The sequence below is a fragment of the Prosthecobacter sp. genome, assembly GCF_034366625.1.
Classification (GTDB): domain Bacteria; phylum Verrucomicrobiota; class Verrucomicrobiia; order Verrucomicrobiales; family Verrucomicrobiaceae; genus Prosthecobacter.
The window spans coordinates 102900-122777 of record NZ_JAXMIH010000028.1 but is presented as its reverse complement, the minus strand read 5'-3'; the positions used below and the strand labels follow the sequence as shown (position 1 = coordinate 122777).

Genomic DNA, 19878 nt, shown 5'->3' with positions numbered 1-19878 from the left:
GTAAAGAGATGTCTCATTCAGGTGGAAACAATCCGAAGACGCGTTCCGCCTCACGCACGCGCAGACGGCGTGTATGATTCAGATCAAGAGCCTGTATGGTCACGCGACCGATGGCGGTCAATCCAGCAAGAGTCGTTCCCTGCCATTCAAAGTGCAGTGACCAGATGTGTTGACGCGGGTGAAACAAAGAGACGACCAGTCCAGTGTCAGGATCGTCGGCATGGGAGCGGTCCGACTTGTGCAGGTTGCAGCTCGGACAGGCGAGCGCCAGATTTTCAGCGGTGGTCGCACCACCGCAAGTGACTGGGACAACATGCTCAAGATGAAACGTCGCCCCCTGGAGCGATTGGCACATGCCGCAGTATTCGCAATGATGCCCGGCACGATCTCGCACCAGCGCAGCCAGGTCGGAGGGGACGCTCATGCCGGGCGCCGACCTAGAAGTTGCAGCGCCTGTGCTCGCAGGAGTGAGATCTCCTCACTGAGCGCTGCCAAAGCCGCCAATTCTTCCTTTTCGGGCGGCTGCAAGATGCCATTCGTGTTCCGATCCATGAGGCTCTGCAATTGCCGGTCGGTCTGGTCCGGCAGGCGGAAGTTGCTGATCGACTCAATCCAAGAGGCAGGAGCTGCAATGGTGGCTGGCATGAGAAAAGGTGCTGGCAGGTCTTCTTTTGTCAATGCCCCATGCGCTTCATGCCGCCTCCAGCCCCGTGAGCGTTCCCGTGCTGCTGCCAAACTTGTCGGCTTCGATGCCCATGCGTTGCAGCATGGTCACATACAAATTCGACAATGGCGGGCAGTTCTTCGGATCAAAGGCGAGGTGCTGGCCATGCTTGAAACCGCCACCGGCAAGGATGACCGGCAGATCCTTCGTCGAATGACTCGCCGCGCTGCCGAGATTGCTGCTGAAGAAGACCATCGTGCGATCAAGCAGCGTATCTCCCTCCTCCTTGGTCTGCTTCAGTTTCGCCAGCAGTTCCTGCACCAGCTTCATCTTGCCCAGTTCCACTTTTTTGAGCTGCTCGATCTTCGCCGGGTCCTGACCATGATGGGAGAGATCGTGATGCCCAATCGTCACGCCTGGAACGAGCGGCACGCTGCTCGTTCCAAGCAGCAGCATGTTCACCAGCCGCGTCGAATCCGTCTGCAGAGCGAGATGCGTGAGTTCAAAGAGCAGCTTCGTCTTCCCGAGCAAGTCGGCGGAGTTCATGTTGTTCTGCATCGGCTTGGCATCGACGTGCGGCTTCGGTTTCAATGCCCACTCCTGCGCCGTAACCATGCGCTGCTCCAGCTCGCGCACGCTGGTGAAGTATTCGTCCACTTTCTCGCGATCTCGTGCGCCCATCGCTGGAGCCATGCGCTTCGCCTGCTCGCTCACCGTGTCCAGGATGCTCTTGCCATTGCGCAAGCGGCGCGTTTGCGCCTCCACTTCATCGGGCCGGCCTTCGAGGAACAAACGCGCGAATACACTCGCAGGCCACAAGTCCGGAGGGACCAGCGCACCGCTGCGCGTCCATGACAGGCCAAAACCCTCCGCCGACAGCGACAAACTCGGCACCCGTGTCTGTCCGCCGATCTTCTCCGCCGCAAACTGGTCGAGCGAGATGCTATTGCGAAACCCGGCGCGGATTTCCGGATGCGGGGCCGCCGTGAGGAAGCTGTAGATCGAGTCATGGCTCGATCCGACATCAGGATGCGACAGCCCCGAGATCACACTGAAGTCATTCTTGAACTCCGCCAGCGGCTCCAGGTAAGGCGTGAGCGCATAGTCCCTGCCCTTCTGTTGCGGATACAAATGCGGCGTGTGCAACCCCAGCGGCGTGCAGATGCACACCATGCGCCGGATTGGCTTCACACTCGCCGCCGCACGGCCGCGCGGCGCGAAGCATTCGAGGAAAGGCAACCCAAGCGTGACACCAGCGCTTCGGAGAAAGTGACGACGGGAAAGCGGATTCGTGTTCATGGCGGCAGAGGAGCTGGTTCATGAGACAGAACGCTGGCTGCCTCCGTATCCTCGCAACCTGTCTTTCCACCGCCCCGCCTTTGAGAAACAGCTTCGTCGCTCCGTTTGGTCTCACAACCATCGTCGCTGCCATGAAACACTGCATCCCTGTCATCATCGCCTTCCTGTTTGCTCACGCATTGCCCGTCAGCGCCGAGCCGTCCGGCTTGTTTGCCCTTGATCTGCCCGAGGTCGCTGTGTCGGAGCGCGTCAGCTTTGTGAAGCGGCTGGAGGCGAACCAGCGCGAGACCTATGCCACGCTCGATGGCCCCGGCTGCATCAAGCACATCTACCTCTGTTTCAGCAAGCCGATCGTTCCGACCGCAGTGCAGATGATGAATCGCAAGATCATCATCCGCATCTTCTTCGACGACTCGCCGATCCCGCATGTCGAAGCACCGGCGGGCGATTTCTTCGGTGTGATGCACGGCCAGAATCACTATGCCATCGACACCCCGCTGCTCTCGGCGAAGCAGTGGAGCGCCTTGAACTCCTACTTCGAGATGCCCTTCGCCAGGAAGGCGCGCATCGAGTTCGAGACCGGCGGCGAAGGCATGGCGGTCTATCTGCAAGTGGACTGGCATCGCTATCCCGATCAAGAGTTGAAGGAGCAGCGCCGCTTCTGCGCAAGCTGGCGGCGCGAAATGCCGACCGCGAGCTATGGCGAAGATTTCTTCATGCTCGATGCGGATGGCCCAGGGCAGTTGATCGGATTCGTCTATGGCGTGCGGCTCATCGACAACACCGACCGCTGGAGCCACGGCGGGGCCGACAACATCTTCATCGACGGCCTTGGCGACCATCCCGCGTTCATCCGCGGCATTGGCGGCGAGGATGTGTTCGGCACGTCGTTCGGTGGCGCGCTGCATCCCCCCGAGACGCACCTGTGGTCCGGTATGCCTTACTACACGCATGAGGACACCGGTGAGGCACGCGTGGCACAGCGGCTGGTGGGTTATCGATTCTTTGTGCCTGATCCAATCAAGTGGCGCGAGTCCATCCACATGCGCTTCGGCACGATGGAGAACGACGTGTGCGCCACGGTGTATTGGTATCAAACCAAGCCGCGCCGGCCCTTCGTGAAGCTGCCGAAGTTCGAGGAGTTCCTCCCCGGCGTCGAACTCAAGCGCGGTGTCACGGACCTGCCGCTGCCCGATCACGGCTCCTGGTGGCTCAATGGCACGCTCGTGAACGAAAAGAATGCCGCCATCGACACCGCGCTGCGCTCGCCGCTCGATGCCGTTTTCAAACTTGGCGGCGAAGGCTGGGTGAAGCAGCGCAGCGATCATGGCTTCACCGACTTCAATCACGCCTTCCGTCCGCACAAACGCGGTGCGGGCGCGCATTTCACCGGCGTGGCCGCGCAGGCCGGTTGCGTGCTCGATGCTGACCGCGACATGACCGCGCAATTCCAAATCACCTGGGATGATCACCTCGTGCTGCGCGTGAATCAGGACAAACCGCTCGACCTCGGCGCGCACACGCATTTCCGCACCGCGAAGATTGAAGTGCCGCTCAAGAAAGGCACCAATCGTATCCTGCTCACCCTGAACAACGAGTCAGGCACCAATCACGGCGGCTGGACTTTCGCCTTCAAGGCCGCCACGCCGGACGGCACGGTGCTGAAGCCGAAAGCGGTTGAGTAATCTGGCTGATTGCCACGCCCTCAGTTCTTGTTCGTCGATTCACCAAACAGCGGCACGCGGCCATCGACACCGACACCCCACGGCTTCGCGCCAATCGGCAGCGCCCCCACATCGGGCGCGTCTTTGTCATCAGCGCGCATCTCATCAGGCCACTCGGCGGGCAAGGCGATGCCGGTGTTGATGGCGGGGCTGTCACCTTGCAGGCGGAGATCGGTCAGCGAGGCAAATTTCGGATCAAGGACACGATCCTGCGTGGTCCAGCCTGCTGCGTGGATTTTTTTGCTCGCTTCAAACAACGGTGAGGCGCGGAATTTAGCGAAAGGGTCGGCTTTGGAACTGTCATTCACGCCCCAGAGGATGTTGCCGCCTTCGCGCAGGCTCCAGGGTTCCTTGAGGCCGGCGAAACTCGCGCCGGGCATCTTGTCGATCTGGACGAGGATGTTGTTGAAGACATCGCGCTCGGTGCTGCGGATGCCTTGCGCACCGAGACCGAGCAGGAAGTAGTCGCGGAAGGTGGGTGTGCGGCGCAGGATGGAATTGTGATACCAGCGCATCACGGCCCAGATCGGACCGCCATGGTCGCCGACGAGATGGCCTTCGTGGTGCAGGAAGTCTCCACTCGGATCGGGTTCGGACGGCGATTGATAATAGGCTCCAGCGCGCTGGTCGATGACGTTGCGATAAATGTAGGCTCCCGCACCCGGATCGTGATCCAGCGGAGCCTCGTCCTTGTCCATCTCATGCTGCGTGAAGTGGCTGAGAATGCCGCCGATGCGGTTCTGGAAGATGTAGAGCGTGTGATCCCGACGTTTCGGGCCGACCTCGAAGCCGTCGTCGTTGAAGTTATCGATGAAACAGTGGTGCAGTTTCAGATTTTTCGCGAAACGCAGGAAGGCGAAATCGTGGTCGTCGGTGAACTCACAGTTCGCGAACTCGATGTTCTCGTTGATCGGCTGGTCGTCGCGCAGCACGATCTGGTAGGAAGCGGTGCCACGGTATTTCATATGCGCGCGCCCAGTCCACGGTGCTGCGAGGCCGCGCATGGTGCTGTGGGTCATGGTGATGTTTTTCGAGGCATTGATGAGCAGGCCCGGATTCCCGCCGAAGATGGCGCAGTGATCGATCTGGATGTTTTCGCAGCCGTAGATGCTGATCATCGGACTGCCGGTGGCTCCGCGCAGGATGAGATTTTGCAGACGCACATGCTTGATGCCGGTGAGGCGCAAAACATCGTCGCCAAAGCCGAGCGCAATGATGAGCGGCAGCTTGCGCGGGTCCGTCTCGCCGCGATACGCGCGGTTGCCGAGACCGTCGAGCTGGTGGTGCGCGAGCCGGATGTGTACACGCCCCGTCTCGCGGTCAAACCACACGCCGGGTCCGCAGTAGAAGTCAAAATCCTCCTTCTTGCCCTTCACCCACAGCTCGTTCATGGAACGTAGATCCTTCAGCGAGCGGTAGCCATGCAGCGGCACCATCGAATCCGCGAAATGGCCAAGCGCGAGCGGCCGCTGCTCCTCAATGCCCCACATCGGCTCCCACGCGGCCGGGAGGAACTGATGCGGCACGCGGCGGTCATCCACATCCGCAAAGCTCCGTGTGGAAACGAACTCGCCCTCCGCACCGCTCGACAGCGGCTCCCAACTCGACGCAGGAGTCTCCTGAAACTCGCGCGCGCTGCCGTCGATCACCGCCAGCTCACCAGGATACGAAGCGATGGTGATCGGCTGCTCCGGCGTGCCCGATTGCGTGAGTGGGACCTTTTCAAAATAGGTGCCGCCGCGCAGATAGAGCGTGTCACCCGGTTTCAATCGGCGCAGCGCATGACCGAGCGTTTTCCACGGTTCCTGCTCGGTGCCCGCCTTGGCATCATCACCACGCGTGGCATCGACAAAATGCCGCGGCCCCTTCGTCAGAGCCGACTTTGAGACCACGGGCAGCGGTCGCATCGCTGGATGCGTTTGCGCGTGCAGCATGCTGTTGAGGCACAACGCAACGATCAGAGCTGTAGCGAGTGTTTTCATGGTGCGACGGTTCATTTGTTCTGAAACAGCTCACTCGCGACGACCTCGTGGATCAGCATGCGGAAGCCGAGATTCTTCGCTTTGGGCTTTGCGACAATCGACAATGGCTCCACGCAGGAAATGGCAGCGGTGGGTGTTCATGTCACCCAAACGGCGGGACTCGGGGCGCTATCTCAGAGCTATGAATTAAAAACACCGCAGGAGATAGAACTCATCTCACGCGTGTCTCCAGACTCTTGCGGTGTGAAGCTCAGCATCAGAAAACCCAAGGCTTGACCTCCGGCGACATTTTCGCTTCCATCGGCTCATTCATCCAAATCCTTTCCTTTCGTCCGCGCCCTCTTTTTCCATCAACTCAACACTGCCAATCCACAAAGAACTGTGGACGAATTAGATTCGCACACGATTTAATGAGGCTAAACAACGTTCGGCCAACAACAAGACGCCTCCATGCTAATCATGCTCGCCAATATCGGTGTCCCCATGTTGTTCGTGCATATGCCGACCATTGCCGCCGCCCTGTTGCCCATTATCTTGGCTGAGTCTTGGATTGCCAAGCGCACTTTTCAGACGACTTGGCGGAAGACGCTTCCAGCAGTATCCGTGGCCAATCTCCTTTCGATGGTCTTGGGTTTTCCGCTCATGTGGTTACTCATGGTCGGCGGGATGTTCGTCTTTAACACTGGAGCTGCGCTGGGGCTTTCGACCACCGGCCAGAAGATCTACGCCGTGACAGTTCAGGCTCCGTGGCTCATCCCGTATGAGAAGGACATGTGGTGGATGATCCCCTGTGCGGCTATCACTTTGATGGTTCCAGCATACTTCATGTCAGTCGTGGTTGAGCGTTGGTGGCTTCGGAGATCGTGGCGTGAGTTTCCCCGCTCGGCTATATACCGATATTCATGGCTGGCTCACATCGCCTCCTATGGCATCCTCATTCTCTTCTGGCTAATCTGCCTTGGCCGGGACTTCAGAAGGCACAACGAGGCGAAAGCCAATCAAAATGCAGGCAGCATCCACGGCCACCCATGAAGGCGGACAAACCGGATACAGGCAACGGCTCGAATGGCATCTGTCGTGTCATCGACGCTTCCCGCTCGCCGCCTGATCCGAATCGTTAGGTCAGAAAACGTTACCCAGGAGAAGAATCCAATTCCCGCATCACGGTCCCTCCATGATTGATACAAGCTTCAATATGTATATCGACGCCAATGGCGGGGATCCTGATGCCACCAGTCCCACATTGCGACGCTATCACAAACTTCTTTGGAGCAAGTCCTTGCCGAGTGGTGACTTCTTCGACTTGCGAGATGACAAGCCTAGCTGCTACCTATTCCACAGCTCTGCATTGGGCGACTTCTCATTGGGGAGCGACGCCATCACTCACTCCTACAAAAATCAGACGAACAAGAAGTGGCTTACCACGCAAATTCCGAAGGAAGTGCAGGAGCTATTTGATCATGGTTCAACAATAGGTGCGTACCTCATTTTCCCAACAATCAGGTGGAGCGAAAGCACACAATAAATCAGGCCAGAGGCATATCACGGCTCATTGACGACCGATTCGACCTGACCTTGGAGTGCATCAAGCGCTTCTACATCAACGAGCCAAGTCCATTGGAGGAGGCCCTGAGAAGATATGCTTCGTTTTTTCGATTGTTTGAGACATTCGAGGGCTACGTTCAATTCTTCCTCCTGAACGACTTGGTGGATGAGCAAGGCGACGTGAAGTTCTACTTACCGTTCGAAGACTTTCAGTCCACACCGAAGTTTAAAGATCAAGGAGATTACCTCATCTATAAAAGCAGGGTGGAATCGTTCATCAATTCTCGCAGTCGGCGGATTGAAGAATATGCTGGGCGACTAAAGAACTAACGGGGCTGTTGTGTCGGCCCTGCTTTCCGTAACTCCAACCCGCCATCCCGTCTCTTTGCTCACCCCCGCCCCGGCGGTCGGCACAGCTTAGACGTTGAGCCGAGCAAGCAAACGGGTCACTTCCTCTGAAACAACTCACTCGCCACGATCTCGTGGATCAGCGTGCGGAAGCCGAGATTCTTCGTTTTGGCCTTCGCGACGATGGCGTCGATCTTCGCATGGTCGATGCGCTGGGGCGGACCGCCGGTTGCGTAGGTGATGAGTTTGGTGGTCAGGGCGCGGGCGATTCGATCTGTGTCGGCGAGCAGCAGTTGTTTGAACTCGTCGATGTTCTTGAAGGCGCGGCCATCGGGCAGCACGTCGGCGGGATCGACCGGTTTGCCGGTGCGGAAGTTCGCGGGACGGCCATCAAGCACGTATTTTTCGCGGTAGCCGCCGATGACATCGAAACTCTCCAGCGCGAAGCCCGGTGGATCGATTTCGACATGGCAGCTCGCGCAGGATTCGACCTGACGATGCTTCGCGAGCTGCTCGCGGATCGTGGTGGTGCCGCGCGTGTCGGGTTCGAGCGCGGAGACGTTTTCTGGCGGCGGTTTGGGCGGTGTGCCCAGGATGCGGTCCAGCACCCATGCGCCGCGAATCACCGGCGAAGTGCTGGTGCCGTTCGCGGTGACCTTCAGCACGCTCGCCATCGTCAGCAGGCCGCCGCGATGACTTTCCGGTGCGAGTTTCACCTTCTGAAACTCCCAGCCGCTCACGCCGTCGATGCCGTAGTGCTTCGCGAGGCGGCCATTGAGCATGGTGAAGTCGGATGCGATGAAATTGGCGATGCTGAGGTCGTCTTTGATCACTTCGTCGAAGAACAGCTCCGTCTCACGTTGCATCGACGCACGCAGCATCTCGTCGAAATGCGGATACACGATGTGGTTCGGCATGGTGAAGTCGAGTTCGCGCAGATTGAGCCACTGGCCGGTGAAGTTCGTGGTGAAGGCGGCGGCTTTCGAGCTTTTCAACAGGCGCTCGACTTGCGCGTGCAGCGTCGCGGGATCGCTGAGCTTGCCTTGCTCCGCCAGCGTGAGCAGTTCTTCATCCGGCGTGCTGCTCCAGATGAAATAGGAGAGCCTGCTGGCGAGTGCGGGAGCATCCAGCTTGCCCGGTGCTTCACGCAGAAACAAAAACTCCGGCGCGATCATGATGGCGCTGAGCCCGACGCGGATGGCTTTCTCAAACGACTGCGGCTCGGCCAGTTTCGCGGCCACGAGATTGAGATACGGCTTCATGTCCGCATCCGTGACCGCACGCCGGAACGCGCGGCGGGCGAACTTCCGCAGGATACGATCCGCATCGGCCATCGGCGCGTCCGAGATGACCTCCACGCGGTCGCTTTGATTGTAGATCGGCGATTTGCCCTGCTGCATGTCACCAAACAGCCTGCGGTGACTTTCCGGCGGCCAGGTTTCATTGAGTGGTCCTTCCATTTCCACCCAGTCGATGGCCACTCCAGGCCCGTCCCATGCCTCGGCACCAACTTTGCCCACCGTTTGCGCATTGGGCAGATCATACGGCAAAATCGTGATCGAGGTCTTCGGTTCCATCTGATCAGTGAACTCAATGATTCGCGGCTTGTCCGCCGGAGCGTCATAATAGCCGACCAGACGCGCCTTTGGCCCCGCCATGCCACCACCGCCGCTTTTCACGCTGAAGGTCACCGGCTTGCCCTCGCTCTGCACGCCGGACACCGACATGCGGAAACGATACGTGCCGCGCTCGGCGATATAAAACAGTGTCGCAGCCACCCACTGCGACGACGAGAACATCACCACGCGCTGTTCCTGTTTGCGAAAGACCTTCTCGGAGTTGGCCTTCACCTGATACGCCGCCTCCAATCCAACGCGCTTCTGCTCCAGCTTCGGCGGCTTCGGACGATTCGTGATCGCCTGATCCAGCGCTGCCTCCGCCGCGATGAGATACTGATCCATCAGGAATGAAGAGGTGTGCAGCGCATCGCCGACATTATCAAAACCATTCGCCGAAGTATCCAGCGGCAGCATCGTCTGCAGCTTCGCCGACGTGCCGAGGAGATCATTCACCGTGTTCTCATACTCTGTGCGATTCAGCCGCCGCAGCACCACGCGGCCTTCCTTGGCCGTCACCGCGCTGACTTGAGCACTGATCCAGTCGGTCAAAGCGTTCGCCTCATTCTCGGGCGGACGCGGCTTCGACTTCGGCGGCATGTCGCCGCTCTCAATCTGCTCCAGCACCTTCTCCCAGCGCGCACGTCCTTTTGGATCTGCAAAGTCAGCCGACAGCTCATCCACCCGCCATTTGCCCTTCGGCTTCTCGCCGCTGTGGCATTTCGTGCAGTGCGCGTCAAAGAACGCCGCGTGTGGTGCTGCGCGCAGATGCTGCGCAGCGATCACCACAAAGAGAAGCAGGCGTTTCATGCGGGTAACACGTTCACCGCGCCATCAATCCATCATCCCGGTGCAAAGTGGCCGCGCAGCAGCCCGTACTGACTGCCACTATGAACGCGCTCACCCTTCCACGCCTTCTCGTCGCAGCGTCGCTGAGCCTCACGGCGCTTCAGGCCAAAAGCCCTGACACCAAGGCTGCTGCCACGGCCATCGATGAGATTTTAGCCAAAGACTGGGCGAAACATCAGCTCAAGGGCAACCCCATGAGCGACGACGCCACGTTCGTGAGGCGCATCCATCTCGACATCATCGGCCGCATCCCCACCACGCGGGAAACGGAGGCATTTTTGGCTGACAAGGCACCAGATCGCCGCGCACGGCTCATTCAGCGGCTGTTGAACACCGAGGCGCATGTGCAGCACACCTTCAACTACTGGGCCGATGTGCTACGCATGAACCAAAACGGCGCGACGGGCGTCGGCTATGCGAACTTCATCAAAGACAGCCTCCGCGCCAACAAACCCTATGACAAGATGGTCGCCGAGATGATCTCCGCGCAGGGCCGGCCGTGGGAGAACGGTGCCATTGGCTACTACTACCGCGACCAGGGCATGCCGCTCGACAACATGGCCAACACGGTGCGCATCTTCCTCGGCACGCGCATCGAGTGCGCGCAGTGCCACAACCATCCCTTCGACAAATGGACGCAGATGCAGTTCTACCAGATGGCCGGCTTCACCTATGGCGTGCAGGGCCAGAACTACGGCGGTGTGCTCGGTGACACGGCCAGGATTTACGGCGAAAAACAAAACGAACTTCGCACTGCCAACAAGGCCGCCAATCCGGAGCCACCACGGCCCAAGCGCACGAAAGACATGACGCCGGAGCAGTTCACCGCGCTGGAGACCGAGTACAAGGACAAGATGAAGGTCGTGCTCGCTGCCCGTCAGGAACACGACAAAAAACTGCGCGACGAGAGCTTCTACTTCCGCGAGGCCATGCTGGAGGCCCGCAACAACGTCCGCGACAACGCGCTGACGTTTGATGAGAAGCGCAAACCCGCGCTGCCCAAAGATTACCAATACCCGGACGCCAAACCGCGCGCTCAGGTGGCGCCCGCTGCCATGTTCGGCCACGAATGCACGCCGCAGCCGGGTGAGACCGCATTGCAGGCCTACGCACGCTGGATGACCAGCAAGGACAACCCGCGCTTCACCACCGTCATCACGAACCGTCTGTGGAAGCGCGCTTTCGGCCTCGCTCTCATCGAACCGCTCGACGAGTTGTTTGACACCACCACGCCGATGGTTCCGGAACTCCAGCCGCATCTGGAAAAGCTCATGCGCGATCTCGATTACGACATGCGCGCCTTCCTCGCCGTGCTCTACAACACCCAGACCTACCAGCGCCAGGTCACGCGCGAGGAGCACGCGCCGGGCAACGTGTATCACTTCACCGGACCGCTGCTGCGACGCATGAGTGCCGAGCAGATGTGGGACAGCTTCATCACCCTCATCAATCCCGATCCCGACATGCCCAATACGCTCGCCCGCGAGGCCGCGCAGCAACTGGTGCTCCAGGCAAAAAAATCCGTCGATGCCATCAACACCATGCAGCCTGAGGAAGTCCTCACCGGCATGCAAAAGGCCGCGGACATCTACAAAGGTCAAAAAGAGGCCATCGCCAAACTCCAAACTCAAATCGGCGAGGCCACACGCAAATCGCAGCAGGCCGAGGCGAAGGCGAAAAAAGCCGTCGGTGCCGAAATCGAACCCGCGAAGGCCGCCGCTGTCGCCGCACGTGAGGAACTCCAGAAGATCCGCCAGGAATACCGCGCCGTTACTCGCGACGCCCGCGCCATCGTCACTAGCGATGTGCTCATCCCCTCTCAGCAGCGCCTTTTTGCCAAAGTCACCGGCAAGCCGCTCGTCACCGCCTCCCTCACCACGACCTCCAGCGCAGGTGGCGAGAGCATGATGATGATGTCCGGCAACTCCCAAACCATTCGCATCCCCGGTTATGATCCCGTCGTGCTCACGCCCGAGGAGAAAAAGGCCGCCGAGAAGAAGCGCCACGCTGCTTACGCCATCGAAGCGGACTACTTCGGCATTCCTGAGAAAGAACGCCCCGCCTACTACCGCGCGCGCGATGACCAGCAGCGCAACTCCGTCCGCGCCGCTGAAATCCAAAGCCCGGCACCACGCGGCCACTACCTGCGCGAGTTTGGTCAAAGTGACCGCGAGACCATCGAAAACGCCAACCACGAAGCCAGTGTGCCGCAGGCGCTCGCCATGATGAACGGCAGCCTGCTGCCGCAGATCACCAGCAAGTACAGCCAGCTCATGCTCTCCGTGAACAAGGCCCCTTATCCCGATGAAAAGGTCGAGGCCATCTACATGACACTTCTCAGCCGCAAGCCCACAGCCACCGAACGCGACACCTGGCTCCAAGCCCAGACCAGCGGCCTCACCGGCATCGAAGATCTCGTTTTCAGCCTGCTGAATACACAGCAGTTCATCTTTGTGCAGTGATCACGCCAAAATCTCGCGCACGACCTTCCCTTTCACATCCGTGAGGCGAAAATCGCGGCCACCGTGACGGTAGGTGAGATGTTCGTGATCGAGTCCGAGCATGTGCAGCATGGTGGCGTGGAGATCGTGGATGTGGACTTTACCATCGACGGCTTCGTAGCCGAGTTCGTCGGTCACACCGTGGATGTGGCCGGCTTTCACGCCGCCACCGGCCATCCACATGCTGTAGCCTTTGTTATTGTGTCCACGACCGTCCTGACTGGCGTCATCGGGCGTGCGACCAAACTCGCCGCCCCACAACACGAGCGTGTCATCGAGCAGGCCGCGTTGATCAAGGTCTTGCAGCAGTCCAGCGATGGGTTTGTCGATCTGCGAGCAGTTGCGAATCATGCCGCTGTAAAGCGAGCCGTGCAGATCCCACTCCGAATGACTGATCTCGATGAAACGCACTCCCGCCTCGGCGAATCGACGCGCGAGCAGGCATTGTTTGCCGAATGATTCCGTGGGCGATTTGTCCGCACCGTAGAGTTTGAGCGTGGCGACGCTCTCGCCGCTGAGATCCATCACACGCGGTAATTCACCCTGCATGCGAAAGGCCAGTTCGTAGGACTCGATGAGGCCTTCGACGCGTGGGTCATGCGTCTTCGCGAACAAGTCGCGATTCATGGCTTGAAGAAGGTCCAATTGTTCGCGCTGAGCTGAGGCGCCAAGGCCGGCGTTGCTGATGTCATTCAGCGTGAGCTTCGCGCCGGGCTGGCTGGCATTGCCGAGCATCGTGGCGGAGCACGCGGCGGGTAAAAAGGCGCTGGAATAGTAGCGGATGCCGCCGAGTGCGGTGAGCGGATTGATGGAGATGAAACCGGGCAGGCTGGCATTCTCGGTGCCCAGTCCATGCACCGCCCACGCGCCCATGGAAGGCCGCACAAACTGAAAACTGCCGGTGTGAAGCTGTTCCAGCGCCTGTGGATGATTTTCATTGTCCGTGCTCATGCCGCGCAGCACACAGAGCTTGTCCGCATGCTTCGCCGTCTCCGGCAGCAGTTCGACGATGTCGATGCCGCTCTGCCCATGTTTCGCGAACTTCCACTTCGACCCCAGCAGCTTCGTGTTCGACCTGCGGCCGGTTTTGCCACTCTGCGCGGTGAGTTCCGGCTTTGGATCAAAGGTCTCCATCTGCGACGGCCCGCCGCGCATACAGAGAAAGATCACGCGCTTTGCGGTGGCGGGGAAATGCGTCGATTTCACCGCCAGTGGCCCCGCGGCATCCTGCGCCGCGCTTTCGGCAGCCATGCCTGCAAAAGCGAGATAGCCAAAACCCGCCGAACTGTGGCGGAGCATGTCACGACGAGTGAGAAAGGAAGTGTTCATGGCAAGATGCGAAACTCGGCGGAGGCCATCACCGTCTGGCAAAGCGTGGCCCAGGCTGTTTCCTGGCCGTTGGAGACAAAACGCAGCGCGCGCTGCATTTCCTCACTCGTCGGCGCACGGGCAAAAGCGAGCGCATAGAGGCGCTGGATGCGCTCGCGGTCGTCGCTGCTGCCAGAGAGGAGGCGTTTTGCCGTGTGGCGCGCTTGTTCGATCACCCATGGGTTGTTCATCAGATAGAGCGACTGCGCGGGCAGAATGCTCTCATCGCGTTGTGCCACGGGACGTTCAGGCGCGGCGAAATTGAAAAGCGTGAAGATCTCTGGAAGCGTACCGCGAATGACCGGTAGATAAACGCTGCGGTGCGTGCTCACGATGGCGGATGCGGTGAGGAAGGGCTTGAAGGTGTGCAACTCGGCCTCGCGCTGCGGATTGAATTGATCCAAAAACTGCCGCTGCGGAGGATACGGATCGAGTTGGCCGCTCAGAGCCAGCATGGAGTCGCGCAGCACCTCGGCCTCGATCATGCGTGGCGTCATGCGCCAGAGATAGATGTTGTCCGGGTCTGACTTGTCAGACTGGTCCGACGCGTCTGACGATCTGCGGTAAGTCTTGGATAAAACAATTTCTTTGATGAGCCGCTTCACCGACCAGCCGCCGTCCATGAAGCGCACCGCCAGATGATCCAGCAGCTCGGGGTGCGAGGGCTTCGCGCCACTCACACCGAAGTCATCCACTGTGGTCACGAGCGCGCGGCCAAAGAGCTTCTGCCACACGCGGTTTACCATCACCCGTGCTGTGAGCGGATTGTCACGATGCGTGAGCCACTGCGCGAGCTCCAGCCGTCCGCTTTGCTTCGGCGCAGGCGCGGACACAGCCTTGATGGCGATAACTTGGAGAAAACCACGCGGCACGGCATCGCCAAGGTTCGTGATCTCACCGCGAATATGAATGCGGCTGTTCTCGATCTTTTCGCGCTCACGCGCACCCATCGCCCATGCGGGCTGCGGGGGCGCTGCGTCCTTCATGGCTTCCACGCTTTTCTCCAGCACATCCACTTTCACATTCCAGTCGGCCACCTTGGCCTCCATCTCGGCAATTTCAGCGGCGAGCTTGTCCTTCTCGGCTCCACTCACTTCACCCAGCCGACGTTTCATCTCCGGGATGCGTTTGGAAACACCGTAGCGCGCAGAACGCGCCTCGTGCATCGCCAGCGTCTCGGCATCCAGTTTGTGAAAATACTCCAGCGCGGCAGGTGCGAGTTTTTTCGCCTCATCACCCAGAGCATGCCACTCCGTGTGATGAAATGCGGTCGCCTTGATGCCACGCGTGCCATAGCCGTAAAGTGGCTGCGTGCTGCGCAGGATGCCAGCCAGCGCATAGTAGTCCGCCGTGGGGATGGGATCAAACTTGTGGTCGTGACAGCGCGCGCAGGCCACGGACAGGCCCAGGACGCTGCGGCTGATCGTTTCGATCTGCTCGTCGATCACATCCATCCGAAATATCTCCGGCTTCGATTCCTCGTAGGACTTCGCGCCTAGCGCCAGAAAGCCAGTGGCGGTTAGCATCTCATCGCGCTGCGCCTGATGCTTCGACGCCATCAAATCTCCGGCGATCTGCTCGCGAATGAACTGGTCATACGGTTTGTCCGCGTTGAACGAGTCGATCACGTAATCGCGGTAACGCCATGCATGGTAGAAGATCACATTGCGGTCGCGGCCGTTGCTATCCGCATACCGCGCCGCATCCAGCCAATGGCGGCCCCAGCGCTCACCGAAATGCTTGCTGGCGAGCAATTGATCGACCACGCGCTCGATGTTTTTCATCTCAAACGCCGCCGCTTCTTCAGGCGAGGGAGGCAGGCCCGTCAGATCGAAGTACAGCCGCCGCACGAGGCTGCGTGGATCGGCAGCGCCATTCGGCGTGAGTTTCTGCTCGGCGAGCTTTACGCTCACCAAGCTGTCGAGATCATCCTGCATCGCTTTCGGTGGAATCAGCGACCACAGCTTGCGGCCTTCCTCGATGCTCATGCCGCCAGCGTGAGCGAAACTCGTCGCCAGCACGAACACCACGCCCAATGGAACCTGCCAGGTCATGGAGCTGTTGTTTTGACCTCAGCCGCCATCTCCAGCAGCGCGTTCATGAGCTTCACGGAGGCCTGCGACTCGGTGTTGTTCGTGCCGGGCCACGTTTCGTAGCCGCCGAGTTCAAAATGACGCGGTGTAGGCATGTAGCCGTAGTAGCCGTGCGCCAGCTCGACCATGAACGACTTCGCGAACGGGCTGCGCTTTCTGAATTCGACGCCGGTTTCGGCAAAAGTTTCGCAAGGAGACGAGCCGACGCAGATGTCGCCAATGCGGAGAATCTGCGCGGGGAATTTCGTCTCGGGGCTGGCCTCGGCGAGTCGTTGCACGCGGCCCGCATACGCCAGCGGCAGATCGGCCTTGCCGCCTTGGATGCGCGGAGCCTTCGCCTCGGTTTCTTTGGCCCAGGCGATGAGTTCGTCCGGGATTTTGCGCCACTTCACATCGAGTTCACGGTAACGCGAAGCGAGCGGGGCTTCGCTCTGCCACGTCACCTTCGCGAGAGCGCCGTTCACCTTCGCGGCCACGTCTTCAGCGACGTATTGCATCTGCTCATACGGCTGTTTGCGCGGCTGCGGGTTGCGGAAGTTGATGTTGTTCGCGTCGCCGCTGGTGCCGTTCGCCATCATCGCGACGAAGGGCGGACCATTCGCGCCATCGGCCTGGAGACGCTTCAAGGCCTCGCAAAAGTAGCCGTAGTAGTCGGCGGAGATATGAGCACTCCCCACGCCGCCGACGTAATGCAGCGAGTAGGCCGAATAGACGGAGATCAGCCGACCACCGGGCTCACGCAATGCGAGGAAGCTCACCGTTGGATCAGGCTCGCCAGCCGGTTCGACGAGCGCCGGATTGCCCGCGCCAGGATTCATCTTCACCTTGTCGATCTTGCCAAAAGGGTTCGGAGGCATGGAACCTTCTTTGAGGAACCAGCGGCGGATATGCACATGCTCCGGCACATCTACCGTGCCGAACGCGATCTCCGCCGGGCGCAGCAGATGGATGGCTCGACGCACGCCATCCGCGATGCGGCGTGCGACGAACTTTTGGTAATCGGTCAGCTCCAAATCGGAGAAATAACCGCGCACCGGGCCGCCGAGGGCGTTCACGGCGGAATGCGTGTGCGTGCCGGAAATGAGCACGTTCGCCGCCGGAATGCCCGTCTCCGTCTCGATGAACTCGCGTGCTTTCAACGACACGCTGCGATGCAGCCCGAGCAGATCGCACACCACCAGCACCAGCTTCGTCTTCCCATCATCGAGCACGAGGCAGCGCGCATGAAGCTCATCATGGATGTGCGTGCATGGAAACGGCGCGAAACCGCCCACGACCTCGCCGCCGAGCTCCGGCGTGATATTGGACGTGGCCGCTCCCGCCATCAGCGGAGCCTTGGGAGCATCGGCGGCGAAGACGGAGGCGGTGACGAGGAAGGCGAGCAGGAAAGTGCGCATGGAAGCAATACAGCGCAGCCACGGCTGTTTTGTCGCGGTTTAGCGAACTACGCGACTCATCCAAACAACGCCATCACCGGCTTGCCGCCGTCCACCATAGGGATCGGACGGTTTTCGCGATTCATGAGCATGAGATCGGGATCAATGCCGAGGGACCAGTAGATCGTCTTGGCGAGATCTTCGGGCGACACCGGCTTGTCATCGGGATAGGCGGCTTCTTTGTCCGACTTGCCGTAAACGATGCCGCCGCGCACACCCGCACCGGCGATGAGCGCGGGGAAGCAGGTGCTCCAATGGCCGCGGCCCCAGGTGGCGTTCGGGATCGGCGTGCGGCCCATTTCGCCGATGGCGATGACGAGTGTCTCATCGAGCAATCCGCGTTCGTCGAGATCGCTGAGCAATGCGGAGCAGCCTTGATCAAACGTGGGCAGCAGGTGATCGCGTACATCATCGCTCGTGCGGTGCGAGTCCCAGTCGTAGCCGGTCACGGAATCGTAATGCACCGTGACGAAGCGCGTGCCCGCCTCGACCAGGCGACGCGCCATGAGACAGCTTTGACCAAAGAGATGCCGCCCGTAGCGGCCGCGCATCGTTTCGGACTCGGCTCGGATGTTTAGCGCGCTGCTCGTTTTGTCGGAGGAGATGAGCGCCATGGCGCGCTTGCGGTGCAGATCCATCGCGTCGCCATCGCCGATGTCGAGCCGCGTGCGCACGGCCTCGAATTGATCGAGCAAACCGACGCGCTCCTGAATTCGGCTCACAGGGATCACGGGCTTCAGGCCTTCGATCTCGTAGCTCAGCTCGCCATCCGCGCAGGCACGCCAGTAGGGATTGTCCTTCACGTCTTTCTTGTCGATGACGGTCGTCATCGGGTTGTAGGCTTGACCAAGCCAGCCTGCATACTCACCAGGACGGATGTATTGCCCGCGATCCTGCAGTTTGCCGAGGCGGTTCGGCAGCACCGCATACGAGGCGAGATCGCGCTCCATGCCACCGGGCGATTTTTGGCTCAAATGCTCCACCACAGAGCCCATCGACGGCCAATCCTGCGGCGTGGCCGAAAAACCGCCGCCAATCGGCAAATGCCAGCGATGCCCCGTTTGCAGGTAATGCCCCGCGCCGCTGTGATCGTTGTAGCTGTGCGTCATCGAGCGGATGACCGCGTACTTGTGCGAGATCTTCGCCAGTCGCCCCAAATGCTCGCTGATGAGCAGGTCCGGCGTGCGGCTCTTGATCGGTTTGAAAGGCCCGCGCACCTCGCGCTTCGCGTCCGGCTTCATGTCGAAGGTCTCAAGCTGGCTTGGGCCACCAAAGAGGAACAAGAAGATCACAGACTTCGCCTTTCCGCCCTCAAATGCATGCTGCGCTTCCTGCGCGGCGAGAATGCCCGGCAACGTCATCCCAAACAATCCCGCGCCACCAATCTGCAACAGCTCACGACGCGTGACGCCGGAGCAGTTGGAGCGAGATGTGCCGTTGATGGTGAGCATGGGCGCTGAACATACGGGCGGCGAGCGACGGGGTTATCACGCCAGCACCTCGCAGATGACATTGTCCCACGGATTCAGGGCGACCACGGATTGGAACAGAAGATCAGAGGATTCGTGGTTGTCCTGAATCCGTGGGATGCTTCACAAAACGCAGGTCAACGGACCTTTTCCCGAAGTGAATGGCGATGCCCCAAGGCAGCCCGAGCCACTTCAAATAGGTTTGGAGAATGGCGCGGTCGGCAGCTACCAATCCGTCGCCCAGAGCTGAGATGCTGACGGCGCACTGGCTGTTGACTTGGATGCAACGAAGTGATGCAGGGCCAAGATGATGAATGGATGCAACAGGCTCGACCACATGCCCGATTCCTTCAGCCAGTAAACACGCCTTCAGCAAACCGCGATAAGTCGTCTCACGATAGCCTAGCCCATGATCTGCATGAATATCACGCAGGAAACCGAGCAGCGTTTTTGCCAGTGATGGATGGGTGACGAACGACGGAATCGGTGTCTCTGGGAAACCGGATGAGACATCGGTGGGAGCAAGGACTCGTTTCGGCACAAGGCTCTCTTTGGCAAAATCCACGAGCAACCCAACAGGGATGTGCCAGAACTTGAGATACACCAGCAGTTGAGTGAAGTGGCTCGGACCAAAGGTGCCACGAATGGCTTTGAGTTCGGGAATCAATCGATTTGGCACGACGAGATCGGGCTCGAACTCATCGGCGACATGCCCGCGATAGATCATCTGGGTGCGGGGTTTGTACTCATGCTCAAGACCCGCTGCTATCAGCTTCTCCGAGAGCAAGCGGTGATAAAACTCTTCATTGATGCCAGGGCCTAACTCACGATGCACTTCCAGCGCCTTGCCGATGACAGCTCGTGAGACTGAGTCGTTTTTGAAGTCCATAGGGTGAAGATGTTGTCCCACGGATTCAGAGCGATCACGGTTTTTTTTGTTAAAGGTATTCCGAAATCCGTGGTCGCCCTGAATCCGTTGCACAC

At 59.7% G+C, this 19878-nt stretch carries 14 protein-coding genes; 4 read left to right on the top strand and 10 right to left on the bottom strand.

Annotated features, from left to right (window positions below; translation table 11 throughout):
• Nucleotides 1–13: 13 nt before the first annotated feature.
• Genes U1A53_RS25645 through U1A53_RS25635 form a run of 3 tightly spaced genes read right to left on the bottom strand, consistent with a single transcriptional unit; the run spans nucleotide 14 to nucleotide 1963 of the window.
• Nucleotides 14–424 carry an HNH endonuclease signature motif containing protein gene (locus U1A53_RS25645; protein ID WP_322284749.1) on the bottom strand — a complete coding sequence of 137 codons (411 nt, stop codon included), beginning with the start codon at nucleotides 422–424 and terminating at the stop codon, nucleotides 14–16.
• Nucleotides 421–645 carry a hypothetical protein gene (locus U1A53_RS25640; protein ID WP_322284748.1) on the bottom strand — a complete coding sequence of 75 codons (225 nt, stop codon included), beginning with the start codon at nucleotides 643–645 and terminating at the stop codon, nucleotides 421–423. Before U1A53_RS25640 ends, U1A53_RS25645 begins: the two co-directional genes overlap by 4 nt.
• Nucleotides 646–691: 46 nt before the next feature.
• The gene (locus U1A53_RS25635; RefSeq protein ID WP_322284747.1) at nucleotides 692–1963 is read right to left on the bottom strand and encodes a DUF1552 domain-containing protein; all 1272 of its coding nucleotides are present in this window, start codon (nucleotides 1961–1963) and stop codon (nucleotides 692–694) included.
• Nucleotides 1964–2094: 131 nt separating this feature from the next.
• Between U1A53_RS25635 and U1A53_RS25630 the strand changes: the two genes are divergently transcribed.
• Entirely contained in the window at nucleotides 2095–3648 is a 1554-nt protein-coding gene (locus U1A53_RS25630) for a DUF2961 domain-containing protein (RefSeq protein ID WP_322284746.1), read from the top strand.
• A 20-nt stretch (nucleotides 3649–3668) separates the two neighbouring features.
• On the opposite strand, the gene U1A53_RS25625 is transcribed toward U1A53_RS25630, so the two are convergent.
• Nucleotides 3669–5669, bottom strand: coding sequence for a hypothetical protein (locus U1A53_RS25625; RefSeq protein ID WP_322284745.1), 2001 nt, complete (start codon nucleotides 5667–5669; stop codon nucleotides 3669–3671).
• Nucleotides 5670–6128: 459 nt separating this feature from the next.
• Here U1A53_RS25625 and U1A53_RS25620 point away from each other — a divergent pair, with 459 nt between their 5' ends.
• The gene (locus U1A53_RS25620) at nucleotides 6129–6701 is read left to right on the top strand and encodes a hypothetical protein (protein ID WP_322284744.1); all 573 of its coding nucleotides are present in this window, start codon (nucleotides 6129–6131) and stop codon (nucleotides 6699–6701) included.
• A gap of 163 nt (nucleotides 6702–6864) precedes the next feature.
• Nucleotides 6865–7194, top strand: coding sequence for a hypothetical protein (locus tag U1A53_RS25615; protein WP_322284743.1), 330 nt, complete (start codon nucleotides 6865–6867; stop codon nucleotides 7192–7194).
• A 466-nt stretch (nucleotides 7195–7660) separates the two neighbouring features.
• Here the strand turns inward: U1A53_RS25615 and U1A53_RS25610 are convergent, their stop codons facing one another.
• Nucleotides 7661–9988, bottom strand: coding sequence for a DUF1592 domain-containing protein (locus U1A53_RS25610; RefSeq protein ID WP_322284742.1), 2328 nt, complete (start codon nucleotides 9986–9988; stop codon nucleotides 7661–7663).
• Between the two features lie 80 nt (nucleotides 9989–10068).
• On the opposite strand from U1A53_RS25610, the gene U1A53_RS25605 reads away from it, so the two are divergent.
• Nucleotides 10069–12489, top strand: a complete 2421-nt coding sequence (locus tag U1A53_RS25605; protein ID WP_322284740.1) for a DUF1549 domain-containing protein — start codon at nucleotides 10069–10071, stop codon at nucleotides 12487–12489.
• Here the strand turns inward: U1A53_RS25605 and U1A53_RS25600 are convergent, their stop codons facing one another.
• The 5 genes from U1A53_RS25600 to U1A53_RS25580 all read right to left on the bottom strand — a co-directional run bounded on the left by U1A53_RS25600 (nucleotide 12490) and on the right by U1A53_RS25580 (nucleotide 19876).
• A complete protein-coding gene (locus U1A53_RS25600) occupies nucleotides 12490–13857 on the bottom strand; it encodes a DUF1501 domain-containing protein (protein ID WP_322284739.1) in 1368 nt (455 codons plus the stop codon). It abuts the gene before it with no gap.
• A complete protein-coding gene (locus U1A53_RS25595) occupies nucleotides 13854–15950 on the bottom strand; it encodes a DUF1553 domain-containing protein (RefSeq protein WP_322284738.1) in 2097 nt (698 codons plus the stop codon). The genes U1A53_RS25600 and U1A53_RS25595 overlap by 4 nt, the downstream gene beginning before the upstream one ends.
• On the bottom strand, nucleotides 15947–17386 hold the full coding sequence (locus tag U1A53_RS25590) for a neutral/alkaline non-lysosomal ceramidase N-terminal domain-containing protein (RefSeq protein ID WP_322284737.1): 1440 nt from the start codon (nucleotides 17384–17386) through the stop codon (nucleotides 15947–15949). Before U1A53_RS25590 ends, U1A53_RS25595 begins: the two co-directional genes overlap by 4 nt.
• 56 nt (nucleotides 17387–17442) lie before the next feature.
• Nucleotides 17443–18876 carry a DUF1501 domain-containing protein gene (locus U1A53_RS25585; protein WP_322284736.1) on the bottom strand — a complete coding sequence of 478 codons (1434 nt, stop codon included), beginning with the start codon at nucleotides 18874–18876 and terminating at the stop codon, nucleotides 17443–17445.
• Between the two features lie 103 nt (nucleotides 18877–18979).
• Entirely contained in the window at nucleotides 18980–19876 is an 897-nt protein-coding gene (locus U1A53_RS25580; RefSeq protein WP_322284735.1) for a GxxExxY protein, read from the bottom strand.
• Between the last annotated feature and the right edge of the window lie 2 nt (nucleotides 19877–19878).

What these genes read in the sequence shown, in the direction of transcription:
- U1A53_RS25645 (WP_322284749.1), bottom strand. Translation starts at nt 424, where the DNA reads ATGAGCGTCCCCTCCGACCTGGCTGCGCTGGTGCGAGATCGTGCCGGG.
- U1A53_RS25640 (WP_322284748.1), bottom strand. Translation starts at nt 645, where the DNA reads ATGCCAGCCACCATTGCAGCTCCTGCCTCTTGGATTGAGTCGATCAGC.
- U1A53_RS25635 (WP_322284747.1), bottom strand. Translation starts at nt 1,963, where the DNA reads ATGAACACGAATCCGCTTTCCCGTCGTCACTTTCTCCGAAGCGCTGGT.
- U1A53_RS25630 (WP_322284746.1), top strand. Translation starts at nt 2,095, where the DNA reads ATGAAACACTGCATCCCTGTCATCATCGCCTTCCTGTTTGCTCACGCA.
- U1A53_RS25625 (WP_322284745.1), bottom strand. Translation starts at nt 5,669, where the DNA reads ATGAAAACACTCGCTACAGCTCTGATCGTTGCGTTGTGCCTCAACAGC.
- U1A53_RS25620 (WP_322284744.1), top strand. Translation starts at nt 6,129, where the DNA reads ATGCTCGCCAATATCGGTGTCCCCATGTTGTTCGTGCATATGCCGACC.
- U1A53_RS25615 (WP_322284743.1), top strand. Translation starts at nt 6,865, where the DNA reads ATGTATATCGACGCCAATGGCGGGGATCCTGATGCCACCAGTCCCACA.
- U1A53_RS25610 (WP_322284742.1), bottom strand. Translation starts at nt 9,988, where the DNA reads ATGAAACGCCTGCTTCTCTTTGTGGTGATCGCTGCGCAGCATCTGCGC.
- U1A53_RS25605 (WP_322284740.1), top strand. Translation starts at nt 10,069, where the DNA reads ATGAACGCGCTCACCCTTCCACGCCTTCTCGTCGCAGCGTCGCTGAGC.
- U1A53_RS25600 (WP_322284739.1), bottom strand. Translation starts at nt 13,857, where the DNA reads ATGAACACTTCCTTTCTCACTCGTCGTGACATGCTCCGCCACAGTTCG.
- U1A53_RS25595 (WP_322284738.1), bottom strand. Translation starts at nt 15,950, where the DNA reads ATGACCTGGCAGGTTCCATTGGGCGTGGTGTTCGTGCTGGCGACGAGT.
- U1A53_RS25590 (WP_322284737.1), bottom strand. Translation starts at nt 17,386, where the DNA reads ATGCGCACTTTCCTGCTCGCCTTCCTCGTCACCGCCTCCGTCTTCGCC.
- U1A53_RS25585 (WP_322284736.1), bottom strand. Translation starts at nt 18,876, where the DNA reads ATGCTCACCATCAACGGCACATCTCGCTCCAACTGCTCCGGCGTCACG.